General features: G+C 65.3%; 20 protein-coding genes. 15 read left to right on the forward strand and 5 right to left on the reverse strand.

What is annotated here, in order from left to right:
* Window positions 1-44: 44 nt before the first annotated feature.
* The 3 genes from rplU (at window position 45) to IF803_RS12290 (ending at window position 1,651) form a co-directional block, all read left to right on the forward strand.
* On the forward strand, window positions 45-512 hold the full coding sequence (rplU, locus tag IF803_RS12280; protein WP_016847849.1) for a 50S ribosomal protein L21: 468 nt from the start codon (window positions 45-47) through the stop codon (window positions 510-512).
* 102 nt (window positions 513-614) lie between these two features.
* Window positions 615-884, forward strand: coding sequence for a 50S ribosomal protein L27 (gene rpmA / locus IF803_RS12285; protein ID WP_016847848.1), 270 nt, complete (start codon window positions 615-617; stop codon window positions 882-884).
* 170 nt (window positions 885-1,054) lie between these two features.
* Window positions 1,055-1,651: a GNAT family N-acetyltransferase gene (locus IF803_RS12290; RefSeq protein ID WP_016847847.1), complete on the forward strand. Its 597-nt coding sequence runs from the start codon at window positions 1,055-1,057 to the stop codon at window positions 1,649-1,651.
* Between the two features lie 105 nt (window positions 1,652-1,756).
* On the opposite strand, the gene IF803_RS12295 is transcribed toward IF803_RS12290, so the two are convergent.
* Window positions 1,757-2,671, reverse strand: a complete 915-nt coding sequence (locus tag IF803_RS12295; RefSeq protein ID WP_461192309.1) for a DMT family transporter — start codon at window positions 2,669-2,671, stop codon at window positions 1,757-1,759.
* Window positions 2,672-2,825: 154 nt separating this feature from the next.
* On the opposite strand from IF803_RS12295, the gene IF803_RS12300 reads away from it, so the two are divergent.
* The 12 genes from IF803_RS12300 (at window position 2,826) to IF803_RS12355 (ending at window position 14,153) form a co-directional block, all read left to right on the forward strand.
* The gene (locus IF803_RS12300) at window positions 2,826-3,305 is read left to right on the forward strand and encodes a MaoC family dehydratase (RefSeq protein WP_137484028.1); all 480 of its coding nucleotides are present in this window, start codon (window positions 2,826-2,828) and stop codon (window positions 3,303-3,305) included.
* Window positions 3,306-3,406: 101 nt separating this feature from the next.
* Window positions 3,407-4,456, forward strand: a complete 1,050-nt coding sequence (obgE, locus tag IF803_RS12305; protein ID WP_461192310.1) for a GTPase ObgE — start codon at window positions 3,407-3,409, stop codon at window positions 4,454-4,456.
* Window positions 4,457-4,538: 82 nt separating this feature from the next.
* On the forward strand, window positions 4,539-5,681 hold the full coding sequence (proB, locus tag IF803_RS12310; protein WP_038384669.1) for a glutamate 5-kinase: 1,143 nt from the start codon (window positions 4,539-4,541) through the stop codon (window positions 5,679-5,681).
* Window positions 5,682-5,805: 124 nt separating this feature from the next.
* Window positions 5,806-7,098 (forward strand): glutamate-5-semialdehyde dehydrogenase, encoded by a 1,293-nt coding sequence (locus tag IF803_RS12315; protein ID WP_461192311.1) that lies wholly within the window; start codon window positions 5,806-5,808, stop codon window positions 7,096-7,098.
* 45 nt (window positions 7,099-7,143) lie between these two features.
* A complete protein-coding gene (locus IF803_RS12320) occupies window positions 7,144-7,767 on the forward strand; it encodes a nicotinate-nucleotide adenylyltransferase (RefSeq protein WP_028340795.1) in 624 nt (207 codons plus the stop codon).
* Between the two features lie 186 nt (window positions 7,768-7,953).
* Window positions 7,954-8,322, forward strand: coding sequence for a ribosome silencing factor (rsfS, locus tag IF803_RS12325; RefSeq protein WP_028340796.1), 369 nt, complete (start codon window positions 7,954-7,956; stop codon window positions 8,320-8,322).
* Window positions 8,323-8,372: 50 nt separating this feature from the next.
* Window positions 8,373-8,855, forward strand: a complete 483-nt coding sequence (gene rlmH, locus IF803_RS12330; protein WP_092087094.1) for a 23S rRNA (pseudouridine(1915)-N(3))-methyltransferase RlmH — start codon at window positions 8,373-8,375, stop codon at window positions 8,853-8,855.
* 40 nt (window positions 8,856-8,895) lie between these two features.
* A complete protein-coding gene (locus IF803_RS12335; protein WP_461192312.1) occupies window positions 8,896-10,302 on the forward strand; it encodes a murein hydrolase activator EnvC family protein in 1,407 nt (468 codons plus the stop codon).
* A complete protein-coding gene (locus IF803_RS12340; RefSeq protein ID WP_018269401.1) occupies window positions 10,299-11,666 on the forward strand; it encodes a S41 family peptidase in 1,368 nt (455 codons plus the stop codon). The genes IF803_RS12335 and IF803_RS12340 overlap by 4 nt, the downstream gene beginning before the upstream one ends.
* A 152-nt stretch (window positions 11,667-11,818) precedes the next feature.
* Window positions 11,819-13,033 carry a divergent polysaccharide deacetylase family protein gene (locus IF803_RS12345; RefSeq protein ID WP_461192313.1) on the forward strand — a complete coding sequence of 405 codons (1,215 nt, stop codon included), beginning with the start codon at window positions 11,819-11,821 and terminating at the stop codon, window positions 13,031-13,033.
* A gap of 82 nt (window positions 13,034-13,115) precedes the next feature.
* Complete coding sequence (locus tag IF803_RS12350; protein WP_016843816.1) at window positions 13,116-13,619, forward strand: RNA pyrophosphohydrolase; 504 nt, start codon at window positions 13,116-13,118, stop codon at window positions 13,617-13,619.
* A 33-nt stretch (window positions 13,620-13,652) separates the two neighbouring features.
* Window positions 13,653-14,153, forward strand: a complete 501-nt coding sequence (locus tag IF803_RS12355) for an RNA pyrophosphohydrolase (protein WP_461192314.1) — start codon at window positions 13,653-13,655, stop codon at window positions 14,151-14,153.
* Here the strand turns inward: IF803_RS12355 and IF803_RS12360 are convergent.
* The 4 genes from IF803_RS12360 to atpD form a co-directional block, all read right to left on the reverse strand.
* Window positions 14,111-15,106 (reverse strand): helix-turn-helix domain-containing protein, encoded by a 996-nt coding sequence (locus tag IF803_RS12360; protein ID WP_461192315.1) that lies wholly within the window; start codon window positions 15,104-15,106, stop codon window positions 14,111-14,113. The genes IF803_RS12355 and IF803_RS12360 overlap by 43 nt on opposite strands.
* Window positions 15,107-15,210: 104 nt before the next feature.
* Window positions 15,211-15,474: a hypothetical protein gene (locus tag IF803_RS12365; protein WP_461192362.1), complete on the reverse strand. Its 264-nt coding sequence runs from the start codon at window positions 15,472-15,474 to the stop codon at window positions 15,211-15,213.
* A 97-nt stretch (window positions 15,475-15,571) separates the two neighbouring features.
* On the reverse strand, window positions 15,572-15,979 hold the full coding sequence (locus IF803_RS12370) for a F0F1 ATP synthase subunit epsilon (protein WP_461192316.1): 408 nt from the start codon (window positions 15,977-15,979) through the stop codon (window positions 15,572-15,574).
* A gap of 116 nt (window positions 15,980-16,095) precedes the next feature.
* Window positions 16,096-17,538 carry a F0F1 ATP synthase subunit beta gene (gene atpD, locus IF803_RS12375; protein ID WP_016843821.1) on the reverse strand — a complete coding sequence of 481 codons (1,443 nt, stop codon included), beginning with the start codon at window positions 17,536-17,538 and terminating at the stop codon, window positions 16,096-16,098.
* Window positions 17,539-17,561: the final 23 nt, after the last annotated feature.

Consider the following 17,561-nt stretch of genomic DNA (forward strand, 5'->3'; position numbering starts at 1 on the left):
GGCGAACCGTCCGAGGCCGGAACCGAACACGAAGGAATCAAACGATGTTCGCAGTCATCAAAACCGGCGGCCGGCAGTACCGTGTCGTTCCGAATGATGTACTCGAGATAGGCAAGATCGCCGGCGATGTCGGCACGATCGTGCAGCTTGGCGAAGTTCTGGTGCTCGGCGGTGATACGCCGGTGCTGGGAACGCCCACCGTCGCAGGCGCGTCCGTTGCAGCCGAAGTGCTGCAGCACAAGCGCGGCGCCAAGGTGATCGCGTTCAAGAAGCGTCGCCGCAAGAATTCACGCCGCAAGCGCGGCTATCGCGACGAGCTCACGGTGCTTCGCATCACCGAGATCCTCGCCGATAACGCCAAGCCGACCGTCGGCCCGCGGCCGAAGAAGGAAAAGGTCGCAGCGCCCGCCGATGGCGAGGACGCCGCGCCGAAGGCGGCCAAGAAGAAGGCGCCCGCAAAGGCTCCGGCCGCCAAGAAGGCTCCGGCCAAGAAGGCCGCAGCCAAGGCTTGAGAAGAAGTGATCGTCGCGCTTTCAGATGTGAAGCGTGACAAAACGTGAAATGATTCCGTCAAGGAATTGATCTAGAGATCAAAGCGAAGTCGGAGACGAGCCATGGCTCACAAAAAAGCAGGCGGTTCATCGCGCAACGGGCGTGATTCCAAAGGCAAGCGCCTTGGCATCAAGGCGTTCGGTGGCGAGCGCGTGATCCCCGGAAACATCATCGCGCGTCAGCGCGGCACCACCTGGCATCCTGGCCTTAATGTCGGCATGGGCACCGATCATACTCTCTTCGCCAAGGTCGAGGGTCATGTCGAGTTCCGTGCCAAAGCCAACGGCCGCACATTCGTATCGGTTATTCCGATGGCAGAGGCGGCCGAGTAGACGGTGGACACACATGAGTCCGCCGGGTCCTGTTGAACCGGCGGAGTCGCAAAGGGCTCCAAGGGGAGGCGGGATGACCGGCCTCCCCTTTTTGTTGCGCGCGTTCGACTTCGACCGCGCGTGACGTTCCAAGCGTTGCGTAACGATTTTTCGCATCACAGGAGCTCGACATGTTGCAGGACATCCCGACGCCGACCTTGCGCGAGGCAAGAGCATGCGTCCTCGAGACCGAACGGCTGACATTGCGCAAGCCGACACTCGCGGACGTAAAAGCAATCGCACGCCTCGCCAATGATCGCCGCATCGCGGAGAACACCCGCCGCCTGCCGCATCCCTATACCCACGACGACGCCATCGACTTCGTGCGCGCGCTCGGCGCCGGCGGACGCGAAACCGTTTTCCTGATCGAGAACAATCACACGCCGATCGGCATGGTCGGCATCGACTGGCGCGAGGAGACATCGGCCGAACTCGGCTACTGGCTCGGCGTCGACTATTGGGGCCAGGGCTTCGGCACCGAGGCCGCGCGCGCGGTGATCGATTACTTCTTCGAGGAATTCGATCTCGACCAGCTGATCTCGGGCGCCCGCGTCGTCAATCCGTCGTCGCGCAACATCCTCGAGAAGTGCGGCTTCCAGTGGGGCGGCGTCGAGCTGCACCGCTTCGAGGCGCTGGGCTCATCGAGCCCGGTCGACTGCTTCCGCCTGTCGCGCGGCGTCTGGGCGTCGCTGAAGAGCTGGAACAACTCGACCCGGCGGGAGAGCTAGCCCCCGTCATTGCGAGGAGCAAAGCGACGAAGCAATCCATCTTTCCGCTTGTGGCGCCATGGATTGCTTCGCTTCGCTCGCAATGACGGAATTTGTCGAACAACCTTACGCCGGCGGATTGATCGCGGAGTCCGGGCGTCCGAGCTGCTGCTCGCGCACGAAGATGTAGAGGCCGGCCGCGATGATAATGGCGGCGCCGATGATCGTGGCCCAGGACGGCACGTCGCCGAACACCACGAAGCCGAAGATCACCGCCCAGACGATCATCGAATATTGGTACGGCACCACCACGCTCGCCGGCGCGAGCTTCAGCGAACGATTGACGCAAAGCAGCGCCGCGACCGAGATGATGCCGGCGGTGAAGAACAGCACGAGGCTGCCGGCTGACGGCGTCACCCAGCCGAACGGCGAGAGCACGAGGCCCAGGATGAACGTGCCGCCGAACTGCGACGTCGCCAGCACGATATCGGGCGTCGCGCGCAGCGAGCGCGTGATCAGCATCAGCACCGCAAATGACAGGCTGCCGCCAAGCGCGATCATCGCCGGCCAGCTGATCGTCTGCGCCGACGGCCGGAGCGCGATCAGCACCCCGCAGAAGCCGACCAGGATCGCCGTCCAGCGCCGCCAGCCGATATGCTCGCCGAGCACGAGGCCCGACATCGCGGTGACGAAGATCGGTCCGGCCAGATAGTAGGTGATGACGTCGGCGAGCGGCAGATAGACGGTCGCCAGGAAGAATGCCGCAACCTCCACCGTCGACAGCGTGACGCGCAGCAATTGCAGCCACGGCCGCTCCAGATGCAGGAAATCCGCGCGCCGCTGCCATACGATCGGCAGCAGCACGAGCAGTGCCGCGCAGGCGCGCAGCCACAGCAATTGCCCGACCGAATAGGTGGCGACGATGAATTTGCCCATCGCGTCGCCGAACGAGAACATGAAGATCGACAGCAGCATCAACCCGATGCCGGCGAGCCGCGCCGATCGATCGTCGTAGGAGGACAGTTTTGCGAACAGGCTCATGAGCAGACTTGCGCTTTTGTTCCGGAGTCGTCCGGTTTTAATGACGTGGATGCCCGGGACAAGCCCGGGCATGACGAATTGAACGGATTGCCGCACCTGCGTCGCTGCGATACCGGTAGCTGATCCCGGCAACAAAAAGAGCAGGAAACGCCGCATGAGCGACTTCGACCCCACCCAGCATCGCATGGTCCCCGCGCAGCGCTGGTTCGAGGATTTCGTGCTCGGCGAGCGCTTCGTGATTCCGAGCCGGACCCAGACCTCGGCCGTGTTCGCCGCGTTCCAGACCGCCAGCGGCGATACCCATCCGATCCATTACGACGTCGAATATTGCCGCGCGCGCGGCATGCCTGATTTGCTCGCCCACGGCTTCCAGACCCTGGTGCACACCGCGCCCGGCGCCGGATTGTTCCCCTATGTCGTGGAGGAATCGCTGATCGGCTTCCTCGAGCAATCGAGCAAGTTCCTGAAACCGGTCTATGCCGGCGATACCATCTACCCCGCGCTGGAGGTGATCGAGCTGTCGCCGGGCAAGACCACCGGCGTCGTGACGCTGCGCTCGACCGTGCACAACCAGCGCCGCGAGCTGGTGCTGGAGGGGATGCAGAAATTCCTGGTCCGGAGACGGCCTGCTTAGCCGCCTGGGCCGCAAAAAGGCCCGAAAATTAAGGCTTTTCGCTGAAGTCAGGGCCTTTCCGGGTTGCCGCAAAGGCCACCCTGCCCTAACTAGAGCGGATCATGAAATTCCTCGATGAAGCCAAGGTCTATATTCGCTCGGGCGACGGCGGCAACGGCTGCGTCGCGTTCCGGCGCGAGAAGTTCATCGAGTTCGGCGGTCCGTCCGGCGGCAATGGCGGCCGCGGCGGCGACGTCATCATCGAGTCCGTCGACGGACTGAACACGCTGATCGACTACCGCTACCAGCAGCACTTCAAGGCCCAGAAGGGCGGCAATGGCATGGGCAAGGACCGCCATGGCGCCAACGGCAAGTCGATCGTGCTGAAAGTGCCGGTCGGCACCCAGGTGTTCGACGAGGACCGCGAGACCCTGCTGCACGACTTCACCGAGCTCGGCGAGACCTTCGTGCTGGCCAAGGGCGGCAATGGCGGCTTCGGCAACGCGCATTTCAAATCCTCCACCAACCGCGCGCCGCGCAACGCCAATCCCGGCGCGCCGGGTGAAGAGCGCTGGATCTGGCTGCGGCTGAAGCTGATCGCCGACGCCGGGCTGGTCGGGCTGCCCAATGCCGGCAAATCGACCTTCCTCTCGGTGGTCAGCGCGGCACGGCCGAGAATCGCCGACTATCCCTTCACCACGCTGCATCCGCAGCTTGGCGTGGTGAATTTCGGCGGCCGCGAATTCGTGCTCGCCGACATCCCCGGCCTGATCGAAGGCGCGCATGAAGGCGCAGGCCTCGGCGACCGCTTCCTCGGCCATGTCGAGCGCTGCCGCGTGCTGCTGCATCTGGTCGATGCGACCTGCGAGCATGCCGGCAAGGCCTACAAGACGGTGCGTACCGAGCTCGAGGCCTATGAAGGCCACCTCGCCGACAAGATCGAGATCGTCGCGCTCAACAAGATCGATGCGGTCGCGCCCGACGAACTGAAGAAGCAGAAGGACCGCCTCAAGCGGGCGGCGAAAAAGACGCCGCTGTTGCTGTCAGGCGCGACCGGCGAAGGCGTGCAGGATGCGCTTCGCGCGCTGGTCGATGTGATCGGCGAGGCGCCGGTGTCCAACAAGGCCAAGGGCCAGGCGGAGCCGTGGGCGACGCCGGTGCCGCAGGGCTGAACGGCAAGAGCCGCGCAACGCCTGGACTTCCCAAGCCACATTGTGGCGTCTATTGCTTCCACCTTCCTGCCAGACCAAATCCATGAAACGCCCCGCGCTCAAAAACTTTCGCCGCATCGTCGTCAAGGTCGGCTCGTCGCTGCTGGTCGACTCGCAGGCCGGCGAAGTGCGCGCGTCCTGGCTCGCCGCACTGGTCGAGGACATCGCAAAGCTGCACAAGCGAGGCTGCGAAGTCATGGTGGTGTCGTCGGGCTCGATCGCGCTCGGCCGCAGCCGCCTGAAGCTGCCGCGCGGCCCGCTGAAGCTCGAAGAGAGCCAGGCTGCCGCAGCGGTCGGCCAGATCGCGCTGGCGCGAATCTGGTCGGAGGTGCTCGGCCATCACGGCATCGGCGCCGGGCAGATCCTGGTGACGCTGCAGGACACCGAGGAGCGCCGCCGCTATCTCAACGCGCGCTCGACGATCGCAAAGCTGCTGGAATGGGGCGCGGTGCCCGTGATCAACGAGAACGACACGGTCGCGACCACCGAGATCCGCTACGGCGACAATGATCGCCTCGCCGCCCGCGTCGCCACCATGGCGAGCGCGGATCTGCTGATCCTGCTGTCCGATATCGACGGCCTCTACACCGCGCCGCCCGCAGTCGATCCCGACGCCAAGCTGATCCCGGTCGTCGAAAGCATCACCTCGGAGATCGAGGGCATGGCCGGCTCGGCCGGCTCGGAGCTGTCGCGGGGCGGCATGACCACGAAGATCGAGGCCGCGAAGATCGCGACCACGGCCGGCACCCATATGCTGATCGCGTCCGGCAAGATCGAGCATCCGCTTGCTGCGATCGCCGATGGCGGCCGCTGCACCTGGTTCCTGACCCCCGCCAATCCCGTCACCGCGCGAAAACGCTGGATCGCGGGCTCGCTCGAGCCGAAGGGCACGCTGACCATCGATGCCGGCGCGGTGGCGGCACTGCGCGCCGGCAAAAGCCTGCTGCCGGCCGGCGTGATCCGGGTCGACGGCCAGTTCGCCCGCGGGGATGCCGTGGTGGTGCGCGGCCCCGACACCCATGAGATCGGCCGCGGCCTGGTCGCCTACGACGCCGAGAATGCCGAGAAGATCAAGGGTCGCTCCTCGCCCGACGTGATGGCCATTCTGGGCATCAGCGGCCGGTCCGAGATGATCCATCGCGACGACCTCGTGATCGGCCCGGCCGGCACGATCCCGCCCAAATAAAGCAACTGGATAGGCCATTGGCCGAGCGGAGCGGCCTGCCGCCCACCTGCCATGCCGGTTCCGCGCCTCGCCACCCTTCAATTGCCATGCTAGAACATGGCCTTAGTCCAAAGCTGGTAGTTTCATGAGCGCCCCCCTGAAGGCGATCGACGGCAACGCCGATCTTACTGCCCTGATGACCGACCTCGCCGCCAAGGCGCGCGCCGCGGCGCGCGTGCTGGCGCTGGCGCCGCCGGAGCAGAAGGACCGGGCGCTCGCCGCGATCGAGCGCGCGATCCGCGCCAACGCGCCGGCCATCCTTGCCGCCAATGCCGAGGATGTCGCCGAGGCCCGCGCCGCCGGCATGACCTCCGCCTTCGTCGACCGCCTGACGCTGACCCAGGCGCGCGTCGCCGGCATGGCCGATGGCGTCGCGACCGTGCGCGAGATCATCGATCCGGTCGGCGCCGTCACCGAAAGCTGGCAGCGGCCGAACGGCATGACCATCGAGCGCGTCCGCGTGCCGCTCGGCGTCATCGGCGTGATCTTCGAGAGCCGCCCCAACGTCGCCGCCGACGCCGGCGTGCTGTGCCTGAAGTCCGGCAACGCCGTGATCCTGCGCGGCGGCTCGGACAGTTTCCGCTCCTGCCGCGCGATCCATGCTTGCCTGGTACAGGGCCTGCGTGAAGCCGGCCTGCCCGAGGCCGCGATTACCCTGGTGCCGACCCGCGACCGCGCGGCCGTCGGCCTGATGCTGACCGGATTGAACGGCGGCATCGACGTGATCGTGCCGCGCGGCGGCAAGAGCCTCGTCGCACGCGTCGAGGCGGAGGCACGCGTTCCGGTCTTCGCGCATCTCGAGGGCGTCAACCACATCTATGTCGATGCCAGCGCCAGGCTCGATATGGCCAAGGCGGTCGTGCTGAACGCCAAGATGCGCCGTCCCGGCGTCTGCGGCGCCGTCGAGACCCTGCTGGTCGATCGCAAGGCTGCCGGAACGCAGCTGAAGCCGCTGGTCGAGCTGTTGATCGATGCAGGTTGCGAGGTGCGCGGCGACGACGTCGTGCAAAGCGCCGATGCCAGGGTGAAGCCCGCATCCGACGAGGACTGGGACACCGAATATGAGGACGCGATCATCTCGGCGAAGATCGTCGACGGTCTCGACGAAGCGATTGCGCATATTCAGAATCACGGCTCGCATCACACCGATGCGATCGTGACGGAGGATGCCGCTGCCGCGCAGAGATTTCTCAACGAAGTCGATTCGGCGATCGTGCTGCACAACGCCTCGACCCAGTTCGCCGACGGCGGCGAGTTCGGCTTCGGCGCGGAGATCGGAATTGCCACCGGCAAATTCCACGCCCGCGGGCCTGTCGGCGCCGAGCAGCTGACGAGCTTCAAGTACCGCGTCCACGGCACCGGGCAGACGCGGCCGTGATCATTGTCGCACGCGCACGGTAAGCCCTTGCAGCAAGCATCGAGCGTGTCGTTATCCGCAGCCCAGGCGCTTCCGTTCTATACCAACGGCATGCGCATCGGGCTGCTTGGCGGCTCGTTCAATCCACCGCACGCCGCGCATCGCGCCATCAGCCTGTTCGCGCTCAAGCGCCTGCAGCTCGACCGCGTGTGGTGGCTGCTGACGCCGGGCAATCCGCTGAAGAACCATGATGGCCTGCACGCGCTCGCCGAGCGCGCCGAGGCCGCGCGCCGCGTTGCCGACGATCCGCGCATCGACATCAGCTGTCTCGAAGCTGTCATTGGCGTCAGCTACACTGTGGACACGATCATCCACTTGCGCCGCCGTGTCTCCGGCGTGCACTTCGTCTGGATCATGGGCGCTGACAATCTCGCGCAATTTCATCGCTGGAAAGATTGGCGGCGCATCGCGTCCGATGTGCCGATTGCCGTGATCGACCGTCCGCCCCAAAGCTTCCGCGCCCTTGCCGCACCGGCGGCGCAGGCGCTCGCGCGCTATCGCATGCCCGAAAATCAGGCGACACGGCTGGCCGACCAGCAGGCGCCGGCCTGGGTGTTCCTGACAGGAATGAAATCCAATCTGTCTTCGACCGGACTTCGGAACCCGGACGGGAGCTGGAGAACGGGATGAAGCGCAAAAGGGTTACTGGAATATTGAAACCATTAACCCCACATGCGTAGTATGGCGCGTGGGGCCGAGGATTCGGCACCCGCGATACAGTGAAAGGAATGGTCCCTGGCCACATCTGTATTGTCAAAGTCTGTTTTACCCAAGGTTCCAAAGACTGCGCGTAAAACATCGACGAAAACCGCGGCCTTGCAGGCGCAGCCGGACGCCGACAAACCGGATGCCAACAAGACGCTGAGCCTGATCCTCTCCCGCCTCGAGGACATGAAGGCGGAAGAGACGGTCACCATCGACCTTCGGGGCAAATCCGCATATTCCGACTACATGATCGTCACCACGGGCCGCGTTAACCGGCACGTCGGCGCGATCGCGGAAAATGTGACGAAGAGCCTCAAGGAGAACGGGATCAGGAACATCCATGTCGAGGGCTTGCCCAATTGCGACTGGGTGCTGATCGATTCCGGCGACGTGATCGTGCATGTGTTCAGGCCTGAGGTGCGCGAGTTCTACAATCTCGAGCGGTTGTGGACTCAGAACCCGGCGGTCGCGGCGGTCTAAGGGGGTTCGTAGCCGATGCGAATCGGCTGCAGCGCAGCTAGTCTGCGTTGATGCGCCTTGTCGTGATCTGCATCGGCCGTCTGAAACAGGGCCCTGAACGGGAGCTCGCCGAGCGTTACCGCGAGCGCTTCGAGGATATCGGCCGCAAGCTCGGGTTTCGCGGCCTCGACATCCACGAGATCGCGGAAAGCCGCGCGCGTGACACCGCAGCGCGCATTGCCGAAGAAGCTGCGGCGATCTCCGCGCTGCTGCCTGAGAAGCACGCGCTGGTCGCGCTCGACGAACGCGGCAAGAGCATCGACAGTGCGAGCTTTGCCCGGCAGCTCGGCCGCTGGCGCGACGAGGGAACAGCACATACTGTCTTCGTGATCGGCGGCGCGGACGGACTTTCGCCTGAATTGCAGCGCAAGGCTTTGTTGCGAATTGCATTCGGCTCCGCGACCTGGCCGCATCAAATGGTCCGCGTCATGCTTTTGGAACAGATTTATCGCGCCGCGACCATTTTGGCCGGCCACCCCTATCATCGCGCGTAAGGCGTGGTGACGGACAGTCGAAAGCGCTGAGCTCACGCGAATGCAGCACAAGCGGGACACAGCTTCGTATTCGGCTTCGCATGTCGGCACCGCGCGCCGCCGCCGGCTGCCGGCATCGCTGCCGCTGTCGATCGCGATGTTCGCCGCCTATCCGCTGGTCGCGGCGCATGCGCAAGCGACACCATCAGCACAACAGCCCGCGCCGTCCGCACAGCAGGCCGCGACAGCAGAGACATCGCCCGACGCCATCAAGCAGCGCGAGCAGGAACTCGAGGCCGCGCGCGAGCAGCAGCGCAAGGCGACCGAGCTGCAGGAGAAGCTGAAGGCCGATATCGCCGCGATCGGCCAGGACCGCAGCAAGCTCAATCAGCAGCTGATCGACATTGCCGGCCAGGTGCGCGGCGTCGAGACCCGGACCGCGGACGCCGAGGCGCGCCTGCAGCCGCTCGACGGCCGTGAGCGCGAAATCCGCGCCTCGCTCGATTCACGTCGCTCCGAGGTAATCGAGGTGCTGGCCGCGCTGCAGCGCGCCGGGCGGCGCACGCCGCCGGCGCTGCTGGTGCGGCCCGAGGACGCGCTGCAATCGCTGCGCACCGCGATGCTGCTCGGCGCCGTGGTGCCGGAATTGCGCGTCCGCGCCGAGAAGCTTGCGGCCGATCTCGGCGAACTGGTGGCGCTGCGCAAGACCATCTCGACCGAACGCGATGCGCTGGCGGCCGACCGCGACAAGCTGAGGGAAGACCAGACCCGCCTGGCGGCGCTGGTCGACGAACGGCAGCGGCAGCAGAGCGCGGCCGAAAAGGACATGGAGGCCGAAGGCGCCCGCGCCATCGCGCTGTCCAAGCAGGCCGACAATCTGCAGAGCCTGATCGCCAAGATGGAGCAGGACCTCAAGAGCGCGGCCAAGGCCGCCGCCACGGCCAGCCTCCAGGGAGCGCCGGCGACCGTTAACGGCAAGCCGAATCTGGGGGCGCTGAAGGACCCGGCCCGCATGAGCCCGGCGGTCGCTTTCGCCTCGGCCAAGGGCCTGTTCTCCTATCCCGTGAATGGCACCAAGATTCGCGAATTTGGCGGTTCCGACGGCGCGGGGGGCGTACAAAAAGGCATTTCTTTGGCAGCCAAGCCGGGCGCGCAGGTCACAACCCCGTGTGACGGCTGGGTTGTTTACGCTGGTCCTTTCCGCAGCTATGGACAACTCTTGATCCTCAATGCCGGGGGCGGGTATCATGTCCTGATCGCCGGGATGGAGCGTATTTCGGTAAACATCGGCCAGTTTGTACTTACGGGGGAGCCGGTTGCGACCATGGGGTCGACGTCCCAAGTTGCATCCATTCTCGCCACCAATGCGAGCCAGCCAGTGCTCTATGTCGAGTTCCGGAAAGACGGCACTCCAATCGATCCAGGTCCATGGTGGGCCGCAAATGAAGGCGAAAAGGTTCGCGGATGATGCGCAAGACTTCGGTAATTCTCCTTAGCGCCGCCACCGGCGCGGCCCTGACGCTTTTCGTCACGCAGCCCCGCGCTGTGCTGATGGGATCGAGCGCGCGCGCCGCGACGTCGGACACCTATCGCCAGCTCAATCTGTTCGGCGACGTGTTCGAGCGGGTGCGCAGCGATTATGTCGAGAAGCCCGATGACAGCAAGCTGGTCGAATCCGCGATCTCCGGCATGCTGTCCGGCCTCGACCCGCACTCGAGCTACATGGACGCCAAGAGCTTCCGCGACATGCAGGTGCAGACCCGCGGCGAGTTCGGCGGCCTCGGCATCGAAGTCACGATGGAAGACGGCCTGATCAAGGTGGTCTCGCCGATCGACGACACCCCGGCCTCGAAGGCCGGCATCATGGCCAACGACATCATCACGACGCTCGACGACGAGGCCGTGCAGGGCCTGACCTTGAACCAGGCCGTCGAGAAGATGCGCGGTCCGGTCAACACCAAGATCAAGCTCAAGATCATCCGCAAGGGCCAGGACAATCCGATCGACGTCACGCTGGTGCGCGACAACATCCGCGTCCGCTCGGTGCGCGCGCGCGTCGAGGCCGATGACATCGCCTATATCCGCATCACCACCTTCAACGAACAGACCACCGAAGGCCTGAAGAAGGAGATCACCAATCTGCAGGGCCAGATCGGCGACAAGCTGAAGGGCTACGTCATCGATCTCCGCAACAACCCCGGCGGCCTACTCGAAGAAGCGGTCACGGTGTCCGACTCCTTCCTGGAGCGTGGCGAGATCGTCTCGACCCGCGGACGCAATGCCGAGGAAACCCAGCGCCGCGCCGCCCACCCGGGCGACCTGACCAAGGGCAAGCCGGTGATCGTGCTGATCAACGGCGGCTCGGCCTCCGCCTCCGAAATCGTCGCCGGCGCGCTGCAGGACCACAAGCGGGCGACGCTGGTCGGCACCCGTTCGTTCGGCAAGGGCTCGGTGCAGACCATCATCCCGCTCGGCTCGGGCAATGGCGCGCTGCGCCTGACCACCGCGCGCTACTACACGCCGTCGGGCAAGTCGATCCAGGCCAAGGGCATCGTGCCCGATATCGAGGTGCTGCAGGACGTGCCGGAAGAGCTGAAGGCGCGCACCGACACCAAGGGCGAAGCCTCGCTGCGCGGCCATCTGAAGAACGACGGCGACGAGAAGACCGGCTCGCAGTCCTATGTCCCGCCGGACGCCAAGGACGACAAGGCGCTGAAGATGGCCGATGACCTTCTGCACGGCATCAAGTCGACCTCGAGCGCGCCAGCGGCGCCGGAGGCTGCGCGCGACAAGGCCGCGGTCGACAAGCCGGGCAACAAGGCCGCGAACTGATTTAATCCGATCGATTCGGCGAACAGGGCGGCCCGCGGGCCGCCCTTTCTGCTTTCGGTGTGTCCACCCGTAACCGTGCTTTGACGGGCAGGCCGGCGCGCGGGAATGCACCGCATCGTGCTATCGTTCGCGCTGTTGATTCGGGGAGGGTCATGGCAGAGGCGGCCGACGAACTGAGCACGCCGCTTGGGCAGAAGACCGTGGGCAGGACGCGCCGTTTTCGCCTGCCATTCACGGCGATGCAGGCGCTCGCCGTGCTGCTCGGGCTCGTGCTGGTCGGCTTTGTCGGCATCGCGCTGTTCAACGACAACCCGCTCGGCGGCGAGCCGATCGCCCGTGTCACGCTCCGCAATCCCCCGCCCGCCGCCGCTGACGACAAGCACGCTCCGGCTGCCCAGGCGGCGGCCGAACCGGCGGCCAAATCCGCCGCCAAGGCGCCGGCCGCAGCCAGCGACGCGAGAACCGTCACCATCATCGACGGCTCCAGCGGCAAGCGCCAGGACGTGGTGATCGGCGCCGGCGATCCGGCCGACAAGGCCGATGGCGATACGCCGCCACTCGCGATGACCGGCATCGATCCGCGCCTGCTGGAAAAGTCACGCTATGGCATGATCCCGGTGGTCGCCGACGGCCTGAAGCCGTTTACGGTTTACGCGGCCGAGGCTGACCGCGCCAAGGCCGCCCGCATGCCCGTGGTCGCCATCGTGGTCGCGGGCCTCGGCGTCGGCGCCGCCAAGACCACCGACGCCATCATGAAGCTGCCGCCGGCGGTGACGCTGGCCTTCACGCCCTATGGCTCCGATCCGGGCAAGCTTGCGGAACGCGCGCGGACCCAGCGCCACGAGATCCTGCTGCAGATCCCGATGGAGCCGTTCGACTATCCCGACAACGATCCCGGGCCGCAAACCCTGCTGACCACGCTGAGCAGCGAGCAGAACCTCGACCGCTTCTATTGGCACCTGAGCCGCCTGCAAGGCTATGCCGGCATCGCCAATTTCATGGGAGGCCGGTTCGTCGCGGCCGATCCCGTGATGCAACCCATCGTCCGCGAAGCGGCCAAGCGCGGCCTGAGCTATTTCGACGACGGTTCCACCCCGCGTAGCGTCGCGCAGACCCTCTCCGCGGGCCAGTCATTGCCGTTCGCCAAGGCCGATTTCGCCATCGACGCGGTGCCGACGTCGGCGGAAATCGACCGCGCGCTGGTCAAGCTGGAAACGATCGCCAAGGAACGCGGCACGGCGGTGGGCGTCGCCTCGGCGTTGCCGGTCTCGATCGAGCGGCTCGGCGCCTGGCTCAAGACACTGGACTCCAAGGGCATTATGCTTGTGCCATTGACAACGGCGATGCTGAAATCAAAATCGGGCTAAAGATCAATCCGTTGGTGTTGCGCGAGACCTTGCCGGGGGGCCGGGTCGGGGCGGCGCCGGAACTGTGCGAGGTAGCGGCAGCATGGCACGTTATGAAGACCTGCCCTATCGAACCTGCGTCGGCATCATGCTGCTGAATACAGCAGGGCTGGTCTTCATCGGACGCCGCGCGGGCGGCATCGAGCATGTCGACGACGCGCATGTCTGGCAGATGCCGCAAGGCGGCGTCGATCCCGGCGAGGATACGTTTCAGGCCGCACGGCGCGAGCTCTATGAGGAGACCAGCATCAAGTCCGTGGAGAAGCTCGGCGAGGTCTCGGACTGGCTGATCTACGATATCCCGCGCACCGTTGCGGGCCGCGCCTGGAAGGGCCGCTATCGCGGACAGCGGCAAAAGTGGTTCGCGCTGCGCTTCACCGGCGATGAGAACGAAATCAACGTCGCCAATCCGGGCGGCGGCCATAAGGCCGAGTTCATCACCTGGCGCTGGGAGCCGATGAAGAATCTGCCGGAGCTGATTGTGCCGTTCAAGCGTCCGGTCTATGAGCGCGTCGTGAAGGAATTTGCCGGTCTCGCAGCCAAGTAGCCGGCCAGGTAGACGCGCGACGTAGCCACCGAGATGTCATCAGATAAGCCTTATCGCCCCAACGTGGGCATCGCGCTGTTCAATGCCGACGGACGCGTGCTGATCGGCCACCGGATCAAGGACGACGGTCCGGAGATCGTGCTGCCCGGCCTCGAATGGCAGATGCCGCAGGGCGGCATCGACGCCGGCGAGGATCCGCGCCAGGCCGTGATGCGCGAATTGTGGGAGGAGACCGGGGCGGTCAACGCCGACTATCTCGGCGAGACCGACTGGATGACCTACGAATTCCCCGCCTATGACGGGCCGGCATCGCACCGGCTGGCCAGATTCCGCGGCCAGCGGCAGAAATGGTTTGCGCTGCGCTTCACCGGACGCGACGAGGAGATCGATCCATTGACGCCGCGCAACGGCCAGCCGGCTGAATTCGATCGATGGCGCTGGGAGCGCCTCGACCGCGTTGCCGATCTCGTGGTGCCGTTCCGCCGCGACGTCTATCGCGCGGTCGCGACCCGGTTCGCGGCATTCGCCGGCTGATCCTGCGGCGGAATGCGCCGCGCGTCGCCCGGCGTCATGCCGTAGGTCGAACGGAAGACGCGATAGAAGGTCGCGATGCTGTCGAAGCCGCACGAGAACGCGATCTCGTCGATGCTGCGCTCCCGTATGGCGTAGAGCGCACGCCTCGCCGCCTTCAACCTTGCCGCCGTCAGCGTCCGCGCAAATGACAGGCCGGTCGGCTCGAACAGCGCATGCAATTGCCGCAGTGAGATGCCGAGCTCGGCGGCGACCGCGGCCGGCGTGAGCGAGGCACGATGCAGGTCGCGGAGCAGAATTTCACGGGCGGCATGCAGGTAGCCCGCATGCAGCGCGGCACGGATTTCGTCCTGGCGTGGCCGCAGGCGACCGCGCGCGAGCAGCGCCAGGCGCACCATATGCGCAACATCGTCGGCGAACTGCCCGGCTTGCGCGAGATCTCGCGTCATGGAGCGGAACATGGCGCCGACAAGCCGGGTCAGGCTCGCATCACGCGCCAGCGCGACCGGCGGCGCGTCCTCGATCCGCGCGCCGAGCACGAGCTCGTCGGTGGCCGGGATCTTGAGGCTGAAGAAGTCGAAGCCATCGGTCCGTTCGGGTGTCGAGGCGAACGGAAGATTGGAATGGCCGAACACCAGGTCGCCGTTGCGGACGAACTGGACGCGATCGCGGCCGATATTCATGTGGCCGGGGCCGCGCACCTGCCAGGCGAGATGCAGGCTATTGCTCGGAACGCGCGCGATGTCGGATGCGGTCCGGCTGACGCGATAAGAGGAGGCCGACATTTGCGCCAGCACGGCACTGCCCACCGGCGTCGCGGAGAAGCGCCCGCGGAAATCGGCCCTCTTGTCGCGCTCGAGTTCGATCGTGACCCCGAACAGGCTCTTGCCCCGCACCTCGCACCAGTGCTCGAAACGGTCCTGCGGGCGGAGAGCATCGGTGGAGAAAGTCAGCACGGCAGCTTGTCCGTTATGCCGGGAATGAAGTCGCGAAGCGGTCGGGCCAAATCGTCGTCGCGCTGCAGCTTGTCATTTGTGCACGATCACTGCTGTAAGCTGCTTCACATATTTGCAGGTCGTTCGTTCGGGCCGACCGCGAAGATGCCGACTTGTCGGGAAGAGGCGAGCCGCCGCAGCGTCTCTTCCTCATCGTCGGCAACCAATCGGCTCTGACTTGCAATATCGGCCGCGAGGATCGCTGCGACCTGCGCTTCATGAATACCAGCCCCGGAACCCAGATATGCCGGGGAGAATGCCGCCAGACGATCCCGCGCGCAACAAGCATTGAACGCTCGCCAGGGCGTGGCGAGCGTTGAATGATTCAAGCCTTCGCAGGCGATGATCGAAAAAAGTGTGAGCTATTCCACTAAGGGGGTCGGCTCACTCGACGCAAAGGCGCGATCGCCGGTCAGCAACCGCGCCCTAGTGCATAGCCGTCGTGTTGAGCTCTTGCTGGATGCTCTTGAAGTGGTCGAGCCGCTCGATCGCGTGGTCGAGCTCGGAGCCCTCCTTCTCGGCGAGCTTCTCCTGCATCTCGTTGATCGTCTCGGCGAACTTCGCGCGATCGATGTCCGCAAGCGCGGTCGCGACGTCGGCAAGCACGGTGAGGGCCTTGTCCGAGACCTCGGCAAGGCCGCCGAGCACGATCACCTTCTCGCGCTTGCCGGCCGCCGTGATCGTCAGGATGCCCGGACGAACCGTGGCGATGACCGGAGCGTGTCCGGCGAGCACACCGAAATCACCCTCCACGCCGGGGACGTCAACCTGATCGACCTCGCCGGAGAAGGCGAGCTTTTCGGGAGAGACGAGATCGAAGTGGAAGGTGGCCATGGTCTTTCCGTTCTTTGCGCGCTCACCCGCGGGCTCAACCCGCGGGTCCATCAGTCAAAATACTTCGCGTGCGATGGATCGCCGGATCAAGTCCGGCGATGACGACATCCCAAAGCTTAGGCGGCTTCAGCCGCCAGCTTCTTACCCTTCTCGACGGCTTCTTCGATGGTGCCGACCATGTAGAACGCCGCTTCCGGCAGATGGTCGTACTTGCCCTGGCAGAGATCGCGGAAGCCCTTGATGGTGTCGGCGAGGTCGACGAACTTGCCCGGCGAGCCGGTGAACACTTCGGCGACGTGGAACGGCTGCGACAGGAAGCGCTCGACCTTGCGGGCGCGGGCCACCGTCAGCTTGTCCTCTTCCGACAATTCGTCCATGCCGAGAATGGCGATGATGTCCTGCAGCGACTTGTAGCGTTGCAGGATCTGCTGGACCATGCGCGCGGTGTTGTAGTGCTCATCGCCGACGACGAGCGCCGACAGCATGCGCGAGGTCGAGTCGAGCGGATCCACCGCCGGATAGATGCCCTTTTCCGAGATCGCGCGCGACAGCACCGTGGTGGCGTCCAAGTGCGCGAACGAGGTGGCGGGCGCCGGGTCGGTCAAGTCGTCGGCCGGCACGTAGATCGCCTGCACCGAGGTGATCGAGCCCTTCTGGGTGGTGGTGATGCGCTCCTGCAGCGCGCCCATATCGGTCGCGAGCGTCGGCTGATAACCCACCGCCGAAGGAATACGGCCGAGCAGCGCCGACACTTCCGAGCCCGCCTGGGTGAAGCGGAAGATGTTGTCGACGAAGAACAGCACGTCCTGACCCTGGTCGCGGAAGTGCTCGGCGACCGTCAGACCGGTCAGACCGACGCGGGCGCGGGCGCCCGGCGGTTCGTTCATCTGACCGAACACCAGTGCGCACTTCGACTTCACGCTCGGATCCGGATTGTGCGGATCGGCGTTGACCTTCGATTCGATGAACTCGTGATAGAGGTCGTTGCCCTCGCGGGTGCGCTCGCCGACGCCGGCGAACACGGAGTAACCGCCGTGCGCCTTAGCGACGTTGTTGATCAGCTCCTGAATCAGCACCGTCTTGCCGACGCCGGCGCCGCCGAACAGACCGATCTTGCCGCCCTTCGCGTACGGAGCAAGAAGATCGACGACCTTGATGCCGGTGACGAGAATTTCGGCTTCGGTCGACTGGTCGGTATAGGTCGGCGCTTCCTGATGGATGGCGCGCAGGCCGTCGGACTTGATCGGGCCGGCTTCATCGATCGGCTCGCCGATGACGTTGATGATGCGGCCCAGCGTGCCTTCGCCGACCGGCACCCGGATCGGTTCGCCGGTGTCGGTCACTTCCTGGCCGCGCACGAGGCCCTCGGTGATGTCCATCGCGATGGTGCGGACGGTCGATTCGCCGAGATGCTGCGCGACTTCGAGCACCAGGCGGTTACCGCCGTTCTTGGTCTCGAGCGCGTTCAGAATCGCCGGAAGGTGGCCTTCGAACTGCACGTCGACCACGGCGCCCGTAACCTGGGTAACGCGACCGATCTGATTGGCTGCTGTAGCCATGGACTGTTCTCCTTCGAAATCTG

The sequence above is a fragment of the Bradyrhizobium sp. UFLA06-06 genome, assembly GCF_054820065.1.

Bases quoted from the DNA above. Each gene is read 5' to 3' on its own strand.
- IF803_RS12350 (WP_016843816.1), top strand. From the start codon at position 13,116: ATGGCACGTTATGAAGACCTGCCCTATCGAACCTGCGTCGGCATCATG.
- atpD (WP_016843821.1), bottom strand. From the start codon at position 17,538: ATGGCTACAGCAGCCAATCAGATCGGTCGCGTTACCCAGGTTACGGGC.
- IF803_RS12290 (WP_016847847.1), top strand. From the start codon at position 1,055: ATGTTGCAGGACATCCCGACGCCGACCTTGCGCGAGGCAAGAGCATGC.
- IF803_RS12315 (WP_461192311.1), top strand. From the start codon at position 5,806: ATGAGCGCCCCCCTGAAGGCGATCGACGGCAACGCCGATCTTACTGCC.
- IF803_RS12335 (WP_461192312.1), top strand. From the start codon at position 8,896: ATGCAGCACAAGCGGGACACAGCTTCGTATTCGGCTTCGCATGTCGGC.
- IF803_RS12340 (WP_018269401.1), top strand. From the start codon at position 10,299: ATGATGCGCAAGACTTCGGTAATTCTCCTTAGCGCCGCCACCGGCGCG.
- IF803_RS12370 (WP_461192316.1), bottom strand. From the start codon at position 15,979: ATGGCCACCTTCCACTTCGATCTCGTCTCTCCCGAAAAGCTCGCCTTC.
- proB (WP_038384669.1), top strand. From the start codon at position 4,539: ATGAAACGCCCCGCGCTCAAAAACTTTCGCCGCATCGTCGTCAAGGTC.
- obgE (WP_461192310.1), top strand. From the start codon at position 3,407: ATGAAATTCCTCGATGAAGCCAAGGTCTATATTCGCTCGGGCGACGGC.
- IF803_RS12345 (WP_461192313.1), top strand. From the start codon at position 11,819: ATGGCAGAGGCGGCCGACGAACTGAGCACGCCGCTTGGGCAGAAGACC.
- IF803_RS12300 (WP_137484028.1), top strand. From the start codon at position 2,826: ATGAGCGACTTCGACCCCACCCAGCATCGCATGGTCCCCGCGCAGCGC.
- rpmA (WP_016847848.1), top strand. From the start codon at position 615: ATGGCTCACAAAAAAGCAGGCGGTTCATCGCGCAACGGGCGTGATTCC.
- IF803_RS12355 (WP_461192314.1), top strand. From the start codon at position 13,653: ATGTCATCAGATAAGCCTTATCGCCCCAACGTGGGCATCGCGCTGTTC.
- rplU (WP_016847849.1), top strand. From the start codon at position 45: ATGTTCGCAGTCATCAAAACCGGCGGCCGGCAGTACCGTGTCGTTCCG.
- IF803_RS12295 (WP_461192309.1), bottom strand. From the start codon at position 2,671: ATGAGCCTGTTCGCAAAACTGTCCTCCTACGACGATCGATCGGCGCGG.
- rlmH (WP_092087094.1), top strand. From the start codon at position 8,373: ATGCGCCTTGTCGTGATCTGCATCGGCCGTCTGAAACAGGGCCCTGAA.